At 73.6% G+C, this 18,787-nt stretch carries 13 protein-coding genes; 3 read left to right on the top strand and 10 right to left on the bottom strand.

Annotated elements, in window-relative coordinates:
* Positions 1–117: 117 nt before the first annotated feature.
* The 6 genes from ACIG47_RS22430 to ACIG47_RS22405 form a co-directional block, all read right to left on the bottom strand.
* Positions 118–831, bottom strand: coding sequence for a ferredoxin-NADPH reductase (locus tag ACIG47_RS22430; RefSeq protein WP_397433252.1), 714 nt, complete (start codon positions 829–831; stop codon positions 118–120).
* Positions 832–854: 23 nt separating this feature from the next.
* The gene (locus ACIG47_RS22425; protein WP_397412920.1) at positions 855–1,694 is read right to left on the bottom strand and encodes a carbohydrate ABC transporter permease; all 840 of its coding nucleotides are present in this window, start codon (positions 1,692–1,694) and stop codon (positions 855–857) included.
* Positions 1,694–2,644, bottom strand: a complete 951-nt coding sequence (locus ACIG47_RS22420; RefSeq protein WP_397412919.1) for a carbohydrate ABC transporter permease — start codon at positions 2,642–2,644, stop codon at positions 1,694–1,696. Before ACIG47_RS22420 ends, ACIG47_RS22425 begins: the two co-directional genes overlap by 1 nt.
* Complete coding sequence (locus tag ACIG47_RS22415; protein WP_397433251.1) at positions 2,644–3,939, bottom strand: ABC transporter substrate-binding protein; 1,296 nt, start codon at positions 3,937–3,939, stop codon at positions 2,644–2,646. Before ACIG47_RS22415 ends, ACIG47_RS22420 begins: the two co-directional genes overlap by 1 nt.
* Before the next feature lie 67 nt (positions 3,940–4,006).
* Positions 4,007–5,905, bottom strand: coding sequence for a DUF2264 domain-containing protein (locus tag ACIG47_RS22410; protein ID WP_397433249.1), 1,899 nt, complete (start codon positions 5,903–5,905; stop codon positions 4,007–4,009).
* Positions 5,902–6,924 (bottom strand): hydroxyacid dehydrogenase, encoded by a 1,023-nt coding sequence (locus ACIG47_RS22405; RefSeq protein ID WP_397433248.1) that lies wholly within the window; start codon positions 6,922–6,924, stop codon positions 5,902–5,904. The genes ACIG47_RS22410 and ACIG47_RS22405 overlap by 4 nt, the downstream gene beginning before the upstream one ends.
* A gap of 171 nt (positions 6,925–7,095) precedes the next feature.
* Here ACIG47_RS22405 and ACIG47_RS22400 point away from each other — a divergent pair, with 171 nt between their 5' ends.
* Both ACIG47_RS22400 and ACIG47_RS22395 read left to right on the top strand, forming a co-directional pair.
* Positions 7,096–9,264 (top strand): hypothetical protein, encoded by a 2,169-nt coding sequence (locus tag ACIG47_RS22400; RefSeq protein ID WP_397433247.1) that lies wholly within the window; start codon positions 7,096–7,098, stop codon positions 9,262–9,264.
* A complete protein-coding gene (locus tag ACIG47_RS22395; protein ID WP_397433246.1) occupies positions 9,261–10,451 on the top strand; it encodes a substrate-binding domain-containing protein in 1,191 nt (396 codons plus the stop codon). The genes ACIG47_RS22400 and ACIG47_RS22395 overlap by 4 nt, the downstream gene beginning before the upstream one ends.
* Here ACIG47_RS22395 and ACIG47_RS22390 read toward each other — a convergent pair.
* The 3 genes from ACIG47_RS22390 to rhaI are packed head-to-tail and all read right to left on the bottom strand — an operon-like array spanning position 10,427 to position 15,182.
* Positions 10,427–11,947, bottom strand: a complete 1,521-nt coding sequence (locus ACIG47_RS22390) for a rhamnulokinase family protein (RefSeq protein ID WP_397433245.1) — start codon at positions 11,945–11,947, stop codon at positions 10,427–10,429. The two genes, ACIG47_RS22395 and ACIG47_RS22390, sit on opposite strands and share 25 nt — an antisense overlap.
* Positions 11,944–14,013 carry a bifunctional aldolase/short-chain dehydrogenase gene (locus tag ACIG47_RS22385; protein ID WP_397433244.1) on the bottom strand — a complete coding sequence of 690 codons (2,070 nt, stop codon included), beginning with the start codon at positions 14,011–14,013 and terminating at the stop codon, positions 11,944–11,946. Before ACIG47_RS22385 ends, ACIG47_RS22390 begins: the two co-directional genes overlap by 4 nt.
* On the bottom strand, positions 14,010–15,182 hold the full coding sequence (rhaI, locus tag ACIG47_RS22380; RefSeq protein ID WP_397433332.1) for an L-rhamnose isomerase: 1,173 nt from the start codon (positions 15,180–15,182) through the stop codon (positions 14,010–14,012). The genes ACIG47_RS22385 and rhaI overlap by 4 nt, the downstream gene beginning before the upstream one ends.
* A 267-nt stretch (positions 15,183–15,449) precedes the next feature.
* Between rhaI and ACIG47_RS22375 the strand changes: the two genes are divergently transcribed.
* On the top strand, positions 15,450–17,558 hold the full coding sequence (locus tag ACIG47_RS22375; protein ID WP_397433243.1) for an acyltransferase family protein: 2,109 nt from the start codon (positions 15,450–15,452) through the stop codon (positions 17,556–17,558).
* Between the two features lie 140 nt (positions 17,559–17,698).
* Here the strand turns inward: ACIG47_RS22375 and rhaS are convergent, their stop codons facing one another.
* Positions 17,699–18,715, bottom strand: a complete 1,017-nt coding sequence (gene rhaS, locus ACIG47_RS22370) for a rhamnose ABC transporter substrate-binding protein (RefSeq protein ID WP_397433241.1) — start codon at positions 18,713–18,715, stop codon at positions 17,699–17,701.
* Positions 18,716–18,787 lie beyond the last annotated feature (72 nt).

Genomic DNA, 18,787 nt, shown 5'->3' with positions numbered 1-18,787 from the left:
CGAACGGCGGGCCTGGGGGCAGGCCGAACGGCCGACCTGGCGGCCCGAGCTGCGGGCCTGGCAGGCAGGCGAACGGCGGGCCTGGGGGCAGGCCACGGGCGGAGCCGCGTGGCTGGTCTAGCGGGCGGAGCGCAGGGCGAAGCGGCAGGCGCCCCAGACCGCGAACAGGAGCGGGGCGACCGCGAAGCCCAGGCCGACCGCCGGGCGGGTCGCCACGAGCGACACCAGCAGGCCGAGCACGACGAGTGCGCCGGCCGTGAGGTACCAGCGGCGCGCACCGAGGACGAGGGCAGCCAGGAGTACGTCGCGCAGGCGCGCGCCCGGCATCTCCGGCACGGCGGTCAGAGCGAGGACCGCGGTCGCGACCGCACCCACGGCCAGCGTGACCAGCACCGGGATCGCGACCGCACCCGCCGTCCGGCCCCAGAAGAACAGGATGTCGACGGCGGCAACGACAACGGCACCCGTGGCGAGCGCCCCGATCGCCAGTCCCCGGCGCAGGTGCCGGCGCCAGGCGCGTGCGAAGGTGCGCACCACCGCCGTCGACCCGTCCGCGCTGAAGCTGCCGAACACCGCGAAGGCGGCGATCAGCGCCGGGCCGAGCAGAGGTGCCGTGAGGGCCGCGAGCGGCCAGGTCGCGGCGACGTCGGTCGCCACGACCAGGGCCACCAGCGGCAGGCAGGCGACCGCCAGCAGCAGGTTGGTCATGAGACCCGTGTAGACCGTGCCGAACACCAGCTCGTACGTCTCGGGACCGATCAGGGCCCGCCGGCGCCGCGGGGCGGAGCCGGCACCGGCCCGGCCCGCACCCACGGAACCCACGGAACCCACGGAACCCACGGAACCCACGGAACTCATCCCTTCACGCCCGTGGTCGCGATGCCCTGGACGAAGTACCGCTGGCCGAGCAGGAAGATCAGTGCGATCGGCAGCACCGACAGCACGGAGCCCGTCATGATCAGCGCGTGCTCGGCGTTGTACTCGCCGATGAACGACTGCAGGCCGATCTGGATGGTCCACAGCTCGCGGTCGCGCAGGTAGATGAGCGGACCGAGGTAGTCGTTCCACGTCGAGACGAAGGTGATGATCGTCAGCGACGCCAGCGCCGGCACCGACAGCGGCATGATGATGCGCCACCAGATGCCGTACTCGTTGAGCCCGTCGATGCGCGCCGCCTCCGACAACGAGTCGGGGATCGACTCGTAGTACTGCTTCATGAGGAACACGCCGAAGGCGCCGAACGCCTGGAGCAGCATGATCGCCCACAGCGTGTTGTTCAGGCCCCAGCTCGAGAGCATCTGGAACTGCGGGATCATGTAGGACTGCCAGGGCACCGCGATGGTCCCGATGTACAGCAGGAACAGCGCGTCGCGGCCCGGGAAGCGCATCTTGGCGAAGCCGTAGGCGGCGAAGCTCCCGGTGAGCACCTGCAGTGCCGTCACCGCGACCGAGAGGACCAGGGTGTTGCGCACCCAGGTGACCATGTCGGCCTTGACCCAGATGTCGAGGTAGTTGCGCCACTGCACGGGGTCCGGGATCCACTCCACGGGCGCCGTGAACACCTGGTTGTTCTGCTTGAGGGACGAGATCACCATCCAGGCGAACGGGAGCATGATGCCCGCCGCGGCGACGATCATCACCGCGTAGAGCAGCACCCGGCCGGACCTCCGGAGGGCGGACGGACGGGCGGCCATCACGCCTCCTTCCGCTTGTTGTACAGGAACTGCACCACGGTCACGGTGATGCAGATGAAGAACAGGACGACGGCGACGGCCGAGGCGTAGCCGAACTCGAACTGCTCGAAGCCCTTCTGGTAGATGTACTGGCTGAGCACGAGGGTCGCCTGACCCGGGCCGCCGTCGGTCATGACGAGGATCAGGTCGAAGACCTTGAAGCTCTGGATCGTGACCATGACCGTCACGAAGAACATCGTGGGTCGCAGGCAGGGCAGCGTGACGTTCCAGAACCGCTGCCAGGCGTTCGCACCGTCGATCCGCGCGGCCTCGTGCAGCTCACCCGGCACGGTCTGCAGGCCGGCCAGGAACAGGAGCATGTAGTAGCCCATGTCCTTCCAGGTGCCCACGATGATCACCGCGGGCATCGCCCAGTCCTTGGAGACCGTCCAGCCGGGCATCTCACCGCCCACGAACAGGCTCAGGAACTGGTTGATCGGCCCGTACTCAGGGCTGAACAGCATGTTCCACACCACGGCGACCGCGACGATCGACGTGATGTACGGGAAGAAGGCGACCGTGCGGAAGAAGGCGGCGCCGCGCAGCTTCTGGTTCAGCAGCAGCGCCAGGCTCAGCGACACGACGATGGTGATCGGGATGTGCAGCGCGGCGTAGTAGAACGTGTTACCGAGCGCGGTGTGGAAGCTCTTGTCGCCGATCAGGCGCTCGAAGTTGTCCAGGCCCACCCACTGGGCGGCGCCGAAGATGTTCCAGCTCGTCAGCGAGATGTAGAAGAGCGTGAGCACCGGCACGAGCGTGAGCACGGCGAAGCCGATGAAGTTCGGCAGGATGAACGTCCAGCCCACCAGCGCGTTGCGCAGCTTGAGCGACGTGCGCGGCTTCCGGAGCGGCGGGCGCCCGGGCTGCGTGAGCCCGAGCGTCCGCCGGTCGTCGGCGACAGGTGTCGCCATCAGCCGACCTCGTTGGCGACGCGCTCCTCGGCCTCCGTGATCGCCTCGTCCACCGGGGTGGACTCGGACATGATCGCCGAGTGCGTCTCGCCCAGGATGGTCTGGATCGCGGCCGTCTGCTGACCCACCGGGTTCTCCGGCAGGGTGTCGTGCGTCGTGTAGGCGAAGCGGGACAGGTCGTCCTGCGGCGTGCCGTCGAGCCCGAAGATCGCGTCGGCCACCGTGTCGTCGATCAGGGCCGGCGTGATGCCGATCCCGGCGAGCGCCGCGGCGCCCTCGGGACCCGCGGCGAACCGGAGGAAGTCCTTCGCGGTCTCGACCTTGGACTCGTCGATCGCGGAGCTGATGCCCATCGTGGTCGGGTCACCGAACGTGACGGGGGTGCTCTCCGTGCCGGTCGTGGACTCGTCGAGCTGCGGGATCGGCGCGATGCCCCACTCGAAGGTGTCCGCGGCGCCCGACTCCTGCTCCGCCACCAGCGTGCCGATGTACCAGGAGCCCATCGGCAGCATCGCGGCCTTCTGGGTGCCGAACTGCGACTGGTAGGCCAGCTCGTTCGTGGTCACGGTCGCGTACGACGGCTGTGCGCCGGCGTCCTGCAGCGCGAGCTCGCGCTCGTAGTACGGGGCCAGGAACGAGAAGTCGCCGCCGTCGAGCGAGGCGCCCGGCGTCTGCGCGAGGGCGAAGCCCTGCACGGTGGACTGCCAGCTGTGCAGGTAGGTGCCCGTGACCTCCTTCTCACCGATGCCCTCGGTGAGCTGCTCGGCGGCCTCGGCGTAGTCGTCCCAGGTCCAGGACCCGTCGGGCAGGTCGACGCCGGCCTTCTCGAAGAGGTCCTTGTTGTAGTACAGGAGCCACGAGTCCTGGCGGTACGGCACCGCGTAGGTGGCACCGTCGACCGCCATCTGCTCCAGGCCGCCCGTGGCCGGGTCGAGGTCGGCCGCCACGTCGGAGATGTCGAGGAGCGTGCCGCCCTCCTGGAACGTGATGTAGTTCTTCAGGTTCTTGACGATGAAGACGTCGGGCGCCGCGCCCGCGGACAGGTCCGCGGTGAGGGCCGTGTCGTAGTCGTCACCGGCGGGGTACTCCTTGAGCTCCACGGTGACGTCCGGGTTCGCCTCGTGATAGGCGTCGGCGAGCGTCTGGAACTCCGGCGTGGAGGCGAAGTCCCAGCCGGCCAGGCTGATGGTGACCGGGCCGTCGGCGGCCGCGGGCTCCTCCTGGCTGCCGCACCCGGTGAGGGCCAGCGACGCGACGGCGGCGATGCCGAACGCGCTCGTGATCTTGCGGTTCATTCCTACTCTCCTTCGAGTTCGGTCGTGCGGCGCCCCGGTGAGGGGGGTCATCGGGGCGCGGGGTGGGTCAGGGCAGGGTTGCCGTGGTCAGCACACCGTCCGGCCAGGTCACGACGGCCTGGCCGGGGGTGAGCTCGAGCCGGGGCGCCGGGTCCTGCGGTCCGGCGGCACCCCGCCCGAGGCGGACGCCGACGCCGGTCCAGCCCTCCGGCACCGGCGCGTACCGGAGCCAGGGGGTGGTGGTCGGCCCGGCGAGCGGCGTGGCGTCGTCGTGCGTGGCCGACCCGCTCACCGGGGCGACGTCGCCGAGCAGCGGCACCAGGGTCGAGTCCAGGTCGGGGCCGGCGGCCCAGCCGCCGATGCGGAGCGCCGTCGCCCGGGCGTCGGCCCCGTCCGCGACCCGCACCAGCCGGACCTCCCAGGCACCGCGCACGATCGACACGGTGGTGATCTCCCCGGCCGCCGTCGCGGTGCCGGGCCGGCCGGACCCGTGGTCGGGTGCAGTGGTGTCCACGCGCAGCCAGTGCGCGCCGGCCACGGATCCCAGCGCGACGGCCACGGCGGGGCGACCGGGAGCGTCCGGCGGACCGCACTCCACGGGCACGGTCTCGAAGCCCGCCCGGTGGGTGGCTCGGTCGGCTGCGTCGAGCAGCACCACCGACTGGTCCAGCGGAGAGAGCCACGCCTCGGGGTCCAGGAGCGGGGAGGTCGCGGTCGAGTAGCCGAGCCGCGCGTACAGCGGCGAGTCCCCGCCGTCCGTGCCGGGCAGCGCGTGATCGGTACCGTGGTTGATCACCCGCACGATCCCGTCGTCCTGCGTGGCGCTGACGGCCCAGCCGGGTGCGGCCGCGACGGTGAGCACGTCGCCGACGTCGACCGGGAGCGGCTCGGGCGCCGCCGTCCACACGTCGTGCGTGGCGGGCAGGGCGAGCCCGAGCAGGCCCTTGCTCGCCCAGTACGGTGACCCGGTGCCGCTGTACCGCTGCGCGAGGGGCCGCCAGGGCTGGTGCCAGCCGAGCGTGAGCAGCCCGTCCGGACCGGGCACGTCGTGGTCGGCGAAGTGCCGCACGATGCGGGTGGCCGCCTCCCGGAGCCGGCCCGGCCGGCCCACACCCGACACGGCACCGGCCCAGAACGGGGCGGCCGCCGCGAAGCGGTAGGTGAGGCTGCGGCCCTGCAGCAGCGGCGCGCCGTCGGCGCCGACCAGCGCCAGCGCGTCGTCCAGGTAGCGCGCCAGGTGCTCCCGGTCCGACGCCGAGCGCACGGCCAGGTCGTCGCCGGCCGCCGCGGCGACGTCGGCCGCGCCGGACATGCGTGCCCAGAGCGCCGGGTACAGGTGCAGGGCCCAGCCCGTGTAGTGGTCGAAGCTGCGTTCCGGGCCGTCCGCGAACCAGCCGCCCGGGCGGCGGAACCGGTCGTGGGCGGCGAGGTCCCGGGCGACGTCGTCTGCGGAGAACGGGCCGCCGACCGACCGCAGGAACGTCTCCACGACGATCCGGAACCAGACCCAGTTGTTGTCGGGGTAACCGTCGTCGCCCACCACGGACCCGAGGTAGCCGACCACGTGCTCCTGGGCCGACGGTGCCAGCCGGTCCCAGATCCACGGCCGCGTCAGGTCGAGGATCAGCGCCAGCGAGGCTGCCTCGACCTTGGCCTGGCCGTGCTCGTCCGGCCGGGTCCAGCGTTCGGGGTGCGCGGGGTCGGTACCGGCGGCCAGGCCCGCGGCGTACCGCTCGGCGAGGCCCGTGGGGTCCGCGCCGTCCTCGCCCGCGAGCCGGAACCCCGCCAGGAGGAACGTGCGTGCGAAGCCCTCCAGCCCGTCGACGGCCGTGCCGTACCCGCCGGGCGTGCCCGGCAGCGTGACGAGCGACCCGCTCGGCGACGCGTAGGGCTCGACGGCGGCCAGCAGCCGGTCGGCGTAGGCAGCGAGCCAGGCGCGCTCCTCGGCACCGGTGCGGGCGGTCATGCGACGAACTCCATGTCCTCGCGCGTCACGGCACTGCGGGAGGCCTCGCCCCGCGCGTACCGCTCCAGCTCGTCGAGCGCGGCCGCCGTCATCCGCCGGGTCTCGGTGCCCAGCGAGCCCGCGACGTGCGGCGTGATCATGACGTTCGGCAGGTCGTAGAGCACCGACGACGCGGGCAGCGGCTCCGGGTCGGTGACGTCGAGCATCGCGTAGAGGCGGCCGGTGGAGCACTCGCGCTCCAGCGCCGCGGTGTCGACGACGGCGCCGCGCGCGGTGTTGATCAGCGTGGCGCCGTCGGGCAGCAGGGCGAGCTCCCGTGCGCCGATCAGCTTGCGCGTCGAGGGCAGCTCGGGGGCGTGCAGCGACACGATGTCGGAGGCCGCCAGCAGCTCGTCGAGCGGCACCAGCCGCGCGCCGGCGGCGGCCACCGCGGCCGGGTCGGCGTACGGGTCCGCGACGAGGATCTCGCGGGTCTCGGGTCCGGAGCCCGGCACCGTCAGCCGCGTCACCACCTGCCGGCCCGTCCGGGAGAAGCCGACGATGCCGATCACCCGGTCGCGGTTGGACAGGGCGCCGTGCTCCTCGAGGTAGGACCAGTCGTCCCGGCGCTTGCGAGCGATGTTCGCGAGGAACGGCGCCTTCTTGCCCGCCATGAGGATCGCGGCCACCGTGAACTCCGCGACGGGCAGCGCGTTCTCCGTCACCGCGTTGGTGACGAGCAGCCCGCGGTCCCACACGGCGTCGGACACCAGCGACCGGACCGAGCCCGCGCAGTGGAGCACCGCCCGCAGGTTCGGGGCGAGGTCGAGCACGTCGGCCGTGATCCGGGGCGCACCCCACGAGGTGACCAGCACCTCGACGTCGGCCAGGCGGGCCCTCGCCTCCGGTGTGTCGTAGGCGGTCACGCGCGCCGGCTCGCCGAGCCTCGCGATCGCACGCAGCCGCGAGTCCTCGTCGGGGCCGAACTGCATACGCAGTGCCCGGTCGTCCATGACGAGCAGGGCCTCAGGTCGCCGCACCACCGCGCTCCTCTCCATCGAGTCCGCGTTCACCTGACCGTTCAGACGAACACTTCCGATCATCAATGATCGGGTGCGCCCATTGAAGCCCACGAGTCCGGCCGTTGGCAAGCCCCTGGCGCACCACCAAGAGTTCTACTACGATCATTTTCGATCATTGGAGACACGCACATGACAGCAGCGTCGCTGCCTGCGCCCGACGTCACGGCCCGCAGCTTCTGGACCGCGCGCCGCGTGGCGGGCACCCTCGCCCCCGCGCTCACCGTGGCCGCCGCCGAGCGCGGCACCCCCTGGCCGCAACCCCTGGCCTCGCAGTACGCCCGGTTCTTCCGCGACGGCGACGGCGACCGCACGGTCTACGAGGCGCACGTCGCCGCGCGCCAGGCCCGGCTGACCCGCGCCACCCTGGCGGCGCTCGTCGAACCGGCGGCAGACCGGCTCGACGAGGTGGTCGACGGCGTGCTGCTGCTGTGCGAGCAGTCGACCTGGTGCTGGGCCGCGCACGACGACACGTTCGACCGCTTCGGCCGGGTCACGCCCACGGTCACGGACCACTACCTGGACCTCGGCGCGGGCGAGGTGGCCGGCCAGCTCGCCTGGGTCGACCACCTGCTCGGGCCCGCGCTCGACGAACGGGCGCCCGGCGTGCGCTGGCGCATCCGGCAGGAGGCGCAGGCCCGGGTGCTGCGGCCCTTCACCGACCGGCGGGACTGGTGGTGGCTCGGCGTCGACCACCCGATCATGAACTGGAGCCCCTGGATCCAGGGCAACGTGCTGGCCGCGAACCTCGCGCTGGAGGAGGACCCGGACCGCCGCCGGGCCACCACCGCGCTCGTGGCGCAGGGCATCGCCGCGTACTGGGCCACGCTGCCTGCCGACGGCGGGGTGGACGAGGGGTACCACTACTGGTGGCAGGGCGCCGCCCGCGCACTGGAGGCGCAGGACCTGCTGGCGTTCGCCGGGGTGGACCCCGAGCCGGCGGCACTGGAGCGCATCCGTGCCACCCTGTCCTTCCCGCACGCGATGCACCTGGGCGGCGACTGGTACGTCAACGTCGCCGACGGCGCCGCGCGGCCCCTCGCGACCTGGCCCTGGAACGTCGTGCACGCCTGGGCGCTGCGGGTGGGCGAGAAGGAGGCGGAGCAGCACGCGGCGTCGTACCGCGGGCGGCCCGGCGGGCTGTTCGACGAGCGCGCCTCGCTGCCCCGCGCCGTCGGCCTGCTGTCAGCGGCCTGGGCGGACGCCCCGGCCACCGCGCCGCCGCTGGTGGGGCGGGCCACGTTCCCGGCCACCGGTGTCGCGGTCGCGCGGACCACGCCGGGTTCGACCCGCGGGCTCGTGGTGTCGGTCAAGGGCGGGCACAACGACGAGAACCACAACCACGTCGACGTGGGCTCGGTGATCGTGGCGCTCGACGGCGTCCCGGTGGTCGTCGACGCCGGCAAGCCCACCTACCGCGCGGGGACGTTCGGACCGGACCGCTACGACCTGTGGGCGGTCCGGGGCGACTGGCACAACGTGCCGCGGGTGCGCGGCGTGGAGCAGCCCCCCGGCCCCGAGTACGCCGCGACCGCCTTCGAGGTGTCGGACGCCGCGGGCTCCGGGGGCCGGGACGCCGACGGCCCGGCCGCCGGCAGCCCGGGCTCTAGCACCGCGGGCGACGTCGAACGTCAGGTCCGTCGCGTTGTCAGCCCCGATGACGCGACGGACCCTACGTTCGACGTCCGCACAGCCGGTGTGCCGGCCGGCCGGGCAGCCGGCTGGCAGGCGCGGGTCGAGGTCGCCGGGGCCTATCCCGTGGCCGGGCTGGAGCAGTGGCGGCGGGCGGTGACGCTGGACCCGGCCGCCGAGCGCGTGACCGTCGAGGACTCCTGGCGGTTCGCGGACGACGTGCTCGCGCCACCGGTCGGGCCGACGGCGTGGCACTGGCTGCTCGCGGGCGACGTCCGCCTCACCCCCGGCCGCGCGGTCGTCCGGTTCACGCCGGACGACCCGCCCCTGGATGCCACGCCCCCGGACGCCACGCCCCCGGACGCCATGCGCCCGGACGACACTCCCCCGACCGGCACCACCCGCACCACCGGCACCACCGGCGACGCAGCGGGGCACGCAGACGCCGCCGACACCGGCACGCCACCCCGCCGCGCACTCGCGATCACGTGGGATCCTCGGGCCGTCGACGCCGCGCTCGACGTGCGCACGCTGGACGACCCCGAGCTGTCCGCCGTCTGGGGTGAACACCTGACCCGGTTGCGGCTCACGGCGCGCGCGGAGGCGCCGTCGGGCACGTTCCGGGTCACCATGAGACCCACCGGGTCCGGACCGCAGGAGGATGCATGACGCAGCAGGAAGCGCCGCTGCCGAGCGAGCGTCGGGAGCGCCTGATCGCGCGCGTGCGGGAGACGGGGTCGGCGCGCGTGAGCGACCTGTCGCGGTGGCTCGGCGTGACCCCCGTGACCGTGCGGCGGGACCTGACGCTGCTCGTGGCCGAGGGCGCGCTGGAGAAGGTGCACGGCGGAGCCCGGATCCCCGCCCGCGGAACCACGGGCACCAGCACGGGCACCGGCGCAGGGACCGGCGCCGGCACCGGCCTGGGCGCGCGCACCGGGGCGGGCACGGGCGTCCCCCTGCCGGAGGGGATGCTCGCGGAGGACGACGGGCGGCCGACCATCGGCATGGTCGTGCCGTCGCTCGACTACTACTGGCCCGAGGTGATCCGCGGTGCGCGCGCGGCCGCGCACGGCACCGCGCGGCTGATCCTGCGGGGCGGGTCGTACGACGTCGAGCAGATCCGCCACCAGCTCTCGGCGCTCGTCGGCGACGACGACGCGCCGGGGGTCGACGGCCTGCTCGTGGCGCCGCCCGTGGACGGGCCCGACGCCACGCGGCTCGGTGACTGGCTCGCCGGCCTGAACCTGCCCGTCGTGCTGATGGAGCGCCGCCTGGCGGCGGGCCCGTACCGCGAGCCGCTGGAGTCGGTCGCCACCGACCACGCGCTCGGCGCGGGGACGGCGGCGCGCCACATCGCGGAGCGCGGCCACCGGAGGGTGGGCCTGGTGACGTCGCGGACCAGCCCGCACTCGGCCGCCGTGCGTCGCGGGTTCCTCGCGGTGACGGACGGACTCGACCTCGACGTCGTGCTCGACGTGGAGACGGTGCCGCTGTCCGACGCCGGCTGGGCGGAGGACGCCGCGTCCGTGCTGGACCGGTGCGCGGACACGGGCGTGACGGCGCTCCTGGTGCACTCCGACCGGGAGGCGATCTCGCTGGTGGAGCAGGCCGGCGAACGGGGTGTGCGGGTGCCCGCGGACCTCGCCGTGATCGCCTACGACGACGAGGTGGCGGGCCTGGCCGACCCGCCCCTCACCGCCGTGAGCCCGCCCAAGACGGCGATCGGTGCGGGCGCGGTGGAGCTGCTGACCCGGCGGCTCGCCGACGCCGACCGCCCGGTGCACCGGATCGAGCTGAACCCCCGGTTGATCGTGCGGGCGTCGAGCGCCGGTCAGCCCGCCAGCTCGGGCTCGTAGCGGCGCAGGTCCGTGCTCGCGCGCACCACGTCGCGCAGCGCGGTCAGGTCGGCGGTGCCCGGCAGGGCGCCCACGGCGCGGGCCTGCACCAGCACGTTCCCGAGCGCGGTCGCCTCGACCGGCCCGGCGACCACCGGCAGCCCGGTGGCCCGGGCGGTGAGGCGGCACAGCAGCTCGTTCCGTGAGCCGCCGCCCACCACGTGCACGGTGTCGACGACCACGCCGGCCAGGGACGACGCGGCGGAGACGGCCCGCGCGGTGGAGTCCGCGAGGCTGTCGAGCACCACGCGCACCAGCGCTGCCCGCGTACCGGGCAGCTCGACGCCGCGGCGGGCGACGGAGTCCGACACGCGGCGCGGCATGTCGCCCGGGGCGAGGAACTCGCCGCCGTCCACGTCGACCAGGCAGCGGCCGCCGGGTTCGGCGGCCGCCTCCGCCAGCAGGGCGGGCAGGTCGACGGGCGCGCCGTCGTGCTGGGTCCAGGCACGGACGCACTCGTCGAGCACCCACAGGCCCATGACGTTGTGCAGGTAGCGCACGGTGCCGTCCAGGCCGAGCTCGTTGGTGAAGTTCGCCGCGCGGCTCGCCGCGGTGAGCACGGGCGACGGCAGCTCCAGGCCGACCAGCGACCACGTGCCCGACGAGACGTACGCCCCCCGCGCCCCGAGCGGCGTCGCCGCCACGGCGGACGCCGTGTCGTGCGAGGCGACCGCGAGCACCGGCACCTCGCCGAGCCCGGTCGCCTCCCGGACCCCCGGCACCAGGTGCCCGACGACGGTGCCCGGCTCCACGAGCTCCGGCAGCCGGTCCCGGAGTCCGGCGAGCGCCGGGTACTCCGCCGCGAGCCGGTCCAGGAGCCCCGCCGACCAGGTGCGAGAGGTCGCGTCGAGCAGCCCGGTGGTGGACGCGTTGGTCACCTCCGCGACGTGACGGCCCGTGAGCCAGGACGTGATGAGGTCGGGTACCAGCAGCAGGCGCCGCGCACGGGCCCACTCGTCGCCGTCCTGGCCGGCGACGAGCTGGAACTCCGTCGTGAACGGCAGGTGCTGGAGCCCGTTGACGGCGTAGTGGTCGGCGAAGGGGATCCGCCGGTACACGTCGTCGGGCACGGGGTCGGTGCGCGGGTCGCGGTAGCTGAACGGGTCCGCCACCAGCCCGCCGGACGCGTCGAGGAACGCGTGGTCCACGGCCCACGCGTCCACGCCGATGCCCCGGATCGTGACGCCCCGCTCCCGCGCGAGGTCACCCGCGGACCGCAGCCCGTCGAGCACCCCGCGCCAGAGCGCCCGCACGTCCCACCGCAGCGCACCGTGCTCGTCCGGCCGCGGGCCGTTGGCGAACCGGCCGCACTCGACGAGCTCGACCCGGGGACCGCCGTCCGCGGCGGGGGTGCGCGCGGACCCGTGCAGCACCCCCAGCATGACCCGGCCGCTCGTCGCGCCCAGGTCGACGGCGACGAAGCCGGGGCTCCCGCCCGCGGGCGCGGTCCCGGTCACCGGAGGAACGCCGCGGCCACGCCCGCGTCGACGGGCACGTGCAGCCCGGTCGTGTGCGAGAAGTCGGAGGTGCACAGCGCGAACACGGCGTTCGCGACGTGCTCCGGCAGCACCTCGCGCTTGAGCAGGGTGCGCTGGGCATAGAACTCGCCGAGCTTCTCCTCGGGCACGCCGTACACGGCGGCGCGGTTGGCACCCCAGCCGGAGGCGAAGATGCCCGACCCGCGCACCACCCCGTCGGGGTTCACGCCGTTCACGCGGATCCCGTGCTCGCCGAGCTCGGCGGCCAGGAGCCGCACCTGGTGCGCCTGGTCGGCCTTGGTGGCGGAGTAGGCGATGTTGTTGGGCCCCGCGAACACGGAGTTCTTCGAGGAGATGTAGACGATGTCGCCGCCCATGCCCTGGTCGACGAGCACCCGCGCCGCTTCCCGTGAGACCAGGAACGACCCCTTGGCCATGACGTTGTGCTGCAGGTCCCAGTCGGCCTCCGTGGTCTCCAGCAGCGACCGGGACAGGGACAGCCCGGCGTTGTTCACCACGAGGTCGACGCCGCCGAACGCGAGCACGGCCTCCCGCACGGCGGCCCGCACGTCCGCCTCGGACGACACGTCCGCGGCCACGCCCACCGCGACGTCGGCCGGACCGAGCTCGGCCGCCGCCGCGGCAGCCTTCCCGGCGTCCAGGTCCGCGACCACCACGCACGCGCCCTCGGCGGCCAGCCGGGCCGCGATCGCCCGGCCGATGCCCGACGCCGCCCCGGTCACCAGGGCGACCCGCGTCGCCAGCGGCTTGGGGGCGGGCATGCGCCGCAGCTTGGCCTCCTCCAGGGCCCAGTACTCGATGCGGAACTTCTCCGACTCCGGGATCGGCGCGTAGGTGGAGATCGTCTCGGCGCCGCGCATCACGTTGATCGCGTTGACGTAGAACTCGCCGGCCACGCGCGCCGTCTGCTTGGTGCGCCCGTAGGAGAACATGCCCACGCCCGGTACCAGCACGATCGCCGGGTCCGCGCCGCGCATCGCCGGTGGCTCCTCGCCCCGCGAGCGCGCCGCGGACGCACCGCGCTCGTAGTAGGCGGCGTAGTCCGCGCGGTACGCCTCGTGGGCGGCCCGCAGCGCGGAGACGGTCTCCTCGACCGTCGCCGTCGTCGGGACGTCGACCACCAGCGGCTTCACCTTCGTCCGCAGGAAGTGGTCGGGGCACGACGTGCCCAGCTCGGCCAGCGGCACGAGCCGCTCGCGGGCCAGCAGGTCGAGCACCACGTCGGAGTCGGTGAAGTGCCCCACCTGCGGCGCGTCGGTGCTGGCCAGACCGCGGATCACGGGGGCGAGCGCAGCCGCGCGAGCTCGGCGCTCGTCGTCGGGCAGGGCCTCGAAGCCGGGACGGACGGGGCCGAACGGGTGCCTGCCCCCGGTCGCCGGGGCCGCCGCGCGGGACGCGATGAACTCCTCCGCCCGCCGGATGATCTCCAGCGACCGCGCCTCGCACTCCTCGCTGGTGTCCCCCCAGGCGGTGATGCCGTGCCCGCCCAGGACGCAGCCGATGGCCTGCGGGTTCGCCGCCTTGATCGCCGCGATGTCCAGGCCGAGCTGGAAGCCGGGGCGGCGCCACGGTACCCACACGACCTGGTCGCCGAAGATCTCGCGGGTGAGCGCCTCGCCGTCGGCCGCCGTCGCCACGGCGATGCCCGCGTCGGGGTGCAGGTGGTCCACGTGCGCGGCGTCGACCAGGCCGTGCATGGCGGTGTCGATCGACGGTGCCGCGCCGCCCTTGCCGTGCAGGCAGTAGTCGAACGCGGCGACCATCTCGTCCTCGCGGTCCAGGCCCGGGTACACGTCCGCCAGCGCCCGCATCCGGTCCAGCCGCAGCACGGCCAGCCCCTCCGGCCGCAGCGTGCCCAGGTCGCCGCCCGAGCCCTTGACCCAGAGCAGCTCCACGGGCTCACCCGTGACCGGGTCCGTGGCGGTGCCCTTCGCGGAGGTGTTGCCGCCCGCGTAGTTGGTGACCCGCGGGTCGGAGCCCAGCCGGTTCGACCGGCTCACCAGGTCCTGCACGACGTCGTTCATGCTCCCCATCCAGCCTGCGCGCCACCGACGCGCTCGCTCGCGATCTGCTCGGCGTAGCCCGACGCCGCGAAGGCCGCGGTCGGGTTCGGGTCCAGGCCCATCTGCTCGCGCACCTGCGCGACCAGCGGCCGGACGTCGGTGTCGTAGGCGTCCATGAGCACGGCGTGCGCCCCCAGCACGTCGCCGGCCCGCTGGGCGGCGGCGAGCGCCTCGGCGTCCACGAGCAGCGCCTTCGCCGTCGCCTCCTGGACGTTCATGACCGACCGGATCTGGGCGGGGATCTTCGGCTCGATGTTGTGGCACTGGTCGAGCATGAAGTTCACCCCGCCGTCGGGGGCGTGCGCCCCGGCCTGCACGATCTCGTGCATGATCCGGAAGAGCTGGAACGGGTCCGCGGCGCCGACCATGAGGTCGTCGTCGGCGTAGAAGCGGCTGTTGAAGTCGAAGGCGCCGAGGCGGCCCTGGCGCAGGAGCTGCGCCACGATGAACTCGATGTTGGTGCCGGGCGCGTGGTGGCCCGTGTCGAGCACCACCTTGGCCCGGTCGCCCAGCGCCAGGACGTGCAGCAGGGACGTGCCCCAGTCCGGTACGTCGGTCACGTAGAAGGCCGGCTCGAAGAACTTGTACTCCAGCACCATGTGCTGGTCGTCGTCGAGCGCGGCGTAGATCTCGGCCAGCGACTCTGCGATCCGGTCCTGGCGGGCGCGGATGGAGTCCTGGCCGGGGTAGTTGAGTCCGTCCGACAGCCAGACCTTGAGGTCCTTGGAGCCCGTGGCCCGCATGACGTCGATGCACTGCTTGTGGTGGTCCACGGCCTTGGCCCGGACCCGGGGGTCGGGGTGGGCCAGGGAGCCGAGCATGAACTCGTCGTCCTGGAAGACGTTCGAGTTGATCATGCCGATCCGCACGCCCAGGTCCTCGGCGTGCAGGGCCAGGGCGCCGAAGTCGTCGACGAGGTCCCACGGGATGTGCAGGCTGACCCGCGGGGCGACACCGGTGTACCGGTGCACCTGGGCGGCGTCGGCCAGCTTCTCGAACGGGTCGCGCGGCACGCCGGGCTGGCCGAAGACCTTGAACCGGGTACCGGAGTTGCCGAACGCCCAGGACGGGAGCTCGATGGTCTGCTGCTGCAGCGCCGCCTGGGCCGCCGCGATCTGATCCGTGCCCACCACGGGTGATCCTTCCTTGTCGCGCCTCGTCACGCACCGGCGGTCGCGCATCCTCGCGACGGCCGCCTCGAACCGGTGCCGATCCGAACGATGAATCGATTCATTGCGGTTCAGTCGGAGCCTAGGCGGCGGTTCGGCCCGGGTCAACCCCGCCCTGTCCGCGTGCGGCCCGCGGCGAGGTGGATCGGTACCCCGGGATCGGGAGTAGCCTTGTCCGGCCAATCCGGTAGGGATAACGCCCCCGCCGGGCACCGCAACGGAGAACACATGACCACGCTGTCCCGCCCCTCCCCGCGCCATGTCGGCCCGGCCGTCACCGAGGGCGCGCCGAGCGCGAGCGCCCGATCGAGCTGGGTGCCGGAGCTGCACGGCCTGCGCGGCCTCGCCCTGGCCCTCGTGGTGATGTTCCACCTGTTCGGGCACGGCCGGGTCTCCGGCGGCGTGGACGTCTTCCTGGTCGTGTCCGGCTACCTCGCCACGGCGACGCTGCTGCGGCGGGCCGAGCGACGGGCCCTCGACCCGGTCGCCTACTGGGGCCGCACGTTCGTGCGCCTGGCGCCGCCCGCTCTGGTGGTGCTGGCCGCCACCACGCTGCTCATGGTGCTCACGGCACCCCAGAACACGTGGCTGCAGACGCTCCGCGAGATCTTCGCGACTGCCACGTACTGGGTGAACTGGGAGATGATCTCGGGGCAGCTCGCCTACGGCGCGGCAGGTCCGGGCACCAGCCCGGTGCAGCACTTCTGGTCCCTGTCGGTCCAGGCCCAGTTCTTCCTGGCGTGGCCGCTCGTGATCCTCCTGACGGCCTGGCTGGCCCGCCGGGCCCGGGTCGCCGCCGGCCCGGCGCTGACCGTGGTCACCGCCGTGGCCACCGTGTGGTCCTTCGTGTTCGCGGCCCAGCTCGCCGCGGCCGACCAGGCCGTGGCGTACTTCCACTCCGGCGCCCGGTTCTGGGAGCTCGGCGCGGGGGCGCTCGCGTTCCTGCTGGGCCGCTGGGTGCGGGTACCCGACGCGGTGCGCCCGGCCCTCGCCTGGACCGGGCTCGCCCTGGTCGTCGCCTGTGGTTTCGTGCTCGACGGCGGGTCGCTGTTCCCCGGGCCGCTGGCGCTGTGGCCGGTGCTCGGCACCCTGTTCGTCATGTTCGGTTCGGGCGGTGACCGCGCCGCGACCACGCCGACCCCCCTGATGCGCTTCCTCGGCTGGCGTCCCCTCACGTGGGTGGCCGACCGCTCCTACAGCCTCTACATCTGGCACTGGCCGCTGCTGATCGCGTACCTGAACCTGCGCGACCGGGACCAGGTCGGGATCCGCGGCGCGGTGGTGATCCTCGCGGTCGCCGTGCTGCTCGCCTGGCTCACGGACCTCACGGTGGCCCGCGGCGCCCAGGCCTTCCGGGACCGGCGGGGCGACCGGCCGGCCCTGGTCGCCGCCGTGCTCGCCATCGCCCTGGTCGCCGTGCCCACGGGCCTCTGGGCGAACGCCACCGAGCGTCAGCAGGCCGCCGAGCTCGCCGCGCTCGACGAGCCCGTGCCCTCGGAGCAGTACCCGGGCGCCCTCGTCCTGACCCAGGGCGCGTCCCCCCGCGACGCGACCGTGCGGCCGGACCCGGTGGTGGCCGCCGAGGACCTGCCCGAGTCCCAGGTGCAGCCCGGCTGCGTGCAGGGGCACGGGCGCGAGATGCCGAACGACATCGACGTGCTGACGTGCGACATCACCACGCCCGAGACACCGACGCGGACCGTCGCGATGGTGGGCGCCTCGCACATCATGCAGTGGGTGCCGGCCTTCGAGCGCATCGCCGAGGAGAACGACTGGCACCTCGTCCTCGTCGCCAAGCAGGGCTGCCGCATGCAGGACCCGGCGACGGAGGTGCAGGGCTTCCCGTCGTGCCGGCCGTGGAACGAGAGCCTCGTGGGCGTGCTGGACGGGATCGCGCCCGACGCCGTGGTCGTGGACGGCACGGAGACGGGTGTCGCCGCCGGCACGGCCGAACGCATCCTGCCCGGTCAGCTCGCCGCCTGGCAGAAGCTGGACGCCCGGGGCGTGCCCGTCCTCGCCCTCCGCGACAACATGCGGTTCGAGACCAACCCCGTGGACTGCGTCGCGGAGCACGGCGCCGACGGCGACTGCGGACGCGCCCGCGCGGACCTCCTGGGCGCGCCCGACCCGCTCACCACGACGGCCGGGATCCCCGACTCGCTGGTCCCGCTCGACCTCACCGACGCGCTGTGCACCGCCGACGAGTGCCCCGCCGTCGTGGGCAACGTGCTGGTGTACCGCGACGACGACCACATCTCGGCCACGTACGTCCGCACGGTGGCGCCCTACCTGGACACCCTCCTGCACCGCGACGCCCCCTGGCTGTTCGCCGGCTGACTCGGCGGCCAGGTCGGCAGGATGTCAGGTGGTCGGCACCCCGGGGTACCGACCACCTGACATCCTGCCGACCCCAGGGCCGGGGCAGCGCCGACCGCACCGCCGCTGCAGAGCCGGGTCAGCGCCGGGTCAGCGCCGGGTCAGAAGTCGAAGTCCGCGATGTTGCTCGCGTCGTAGACGAACGGCTCACCCAGGAGGACCTCGCCGTCGGCCCCCACGGTGTACTCGCCGAGGCGGCCCGCCTCGAAGGTGTCGCCCTCCTCGCCGGTGATGTCGCCCGCGACGAGCGCGGCGGCCGCCTGCGTGGCGAGGTAGCCCAGGTCGGTCGGGTTCCACAGCGCGAACGCCTCGACCGTGCCGTCCTCGACGTACTCGCGCATCTGGTTCGGGGTGCCGAGGCCCGTGACCGCGACCTTGCCCTGGTACTCGGACGTCGACACGTAGCGCGCGGCCGCGGCGATGCCGACGGTCGTGGGCGACACGATGCCCTTGAGGTCCGGGTGCGACTGGAGCAGCGCCGCCGTCTTGTCGAACGACGTCTGGTCGTCGTCGTCGCCGTAGACCGTCTCGACCAGCTCGATGTCCGGGTAGTCGGCGGCCAGCTTCTCCTCCATGAGCGCGATCCACGCGTTCTGGTTGGTCGCGTTGGCGGACGCCGAGAGGATGGCGATCTCGCCCGAGCCGCCGATCTGCTCCGAGATCAGCTCGAGCTGCTTGTCCGCGATGCCCTCGGCCGAGGCCTGGTTGACGAAGAGGTCGCGGAACTGCGGTTCGGTGTCCGAGTCGAACGTGACCACCTTGGTGCCCGCCGACCGGGCCTCCTCCAGCGCGTCGCCGATCGCCGTCGGGTCGTTGGCCGACACCACCAGCGCACTCACGCCCTGCTGGGCAGCGGTGTTGATGAACGGCACCTGGGCGTCGGGCGAGGCGGCGTCCGGGCCGACCTCCTCCACGGTGACGCCCAGCTCTCCCGCCGCCTCCTGCGCGCCCGCCGTGGACGCCTCGAAGTAGGGGTTGCCGAGGTTCTTGGGCAGCATCGTCACGGTGACGTCCTCGCCCCCGCCGCCGTCACCCCCGCCGTCCCCGCCCGAGCAGGAGGTCAGCCCGAGCGCCAGCACCGCGGCCGTGCCGGCCGCGACCACAGATGTGAACTTCATCGTCCGTCTCCCTAGCTCGTTGCCCGACGGCGGTACGGCCACCGGGGTCACTGTGCGCCTCGCAGCGGTGCG

The organism is Promicromonospora sp. NPDC052451 (genome assembly GCF_044547525.1).
In the GTDB taxonomy this organism is placed as follows: Bacteria; Actinomycetota; Actinomycetes; order Actinomycetales; family Cellulomonadaceae; genus Promicromonospora.
Note: the sequence above shows the minus strand (reverse complement) of the source record. Positions and strands in the feature narration are given on the sequence as shown.

Excerpts from the sequence above, each read along its gene's own strand:
- ACIG47_RS22425 (WP_397412920.1), bottom strand. The coding sequence starts at position 1,694 with ATGGCCGCCCGTCCGTCCGCCCTCCGGAGGTCCGGCCGGGTGCTGCTC.
- ACIG47_RS22420 (WP_397412919.1), bottom strand. The coding sequence starts at position 2,644 with ATGGCGACACCTGTCGCCGACGACCGGCGGACGCTCGGGCTCACGCAG.
- ACIG47_RS22415 (WP_397433251.1), bottom strand. The coding sequence starts at position 3,939 with ATGAACCGCAAGATCACGAGCGCGTTCGGCATCGCCGCCGTCGCGTCG.
- ACIG47_RS22410 (WP_397433249.1), bottom strand. The coding sequence starts at position 5,905 with ATGACCGCCCGCACCGGTGCCGAGGAGCGCGCCTGGCTCGCTGCCTAC.
- ACIG47_RS22400 (WP_397433247.1), top strand. The coding sequence starts at position 7,096 with ATGACAGCAGCGTCGCTGCCTGCGCCCGACGTCACGGCCCGCAGCTTC.
- ACIG47_RS22395 (WP_397433246.1), top strand. The coding sequence starts at position 9,261 with ATGACGCAGCAGGAAGCGCCGCTGCCGAGCGAGCGTCGGGAGCGCCTG.
- ACIG47_RS22385 (WP_397433244.1), bottom strand. The coding sequence starts at position 14,013 with ATGAACGACGTCGTGCAGGACCTGGTGAGCCGGTCGAACCGGCTGGGC.
- ACIG47_RS22375 (WP_397433243.1), top strand. The coding sequence starts at position 15,450 with ATGACCACGCTGTCCCGCCCCTCCCCGCGCCATGTCGGCCCGGCCGTC.
- rhaS (WP_397433241.1), bottom strand. The coding sequence starts at position 18,715 with ATGAAGTTCACATCTGTGGTCGCGGCCGGCACGGCCGCGGTGCTGGCG.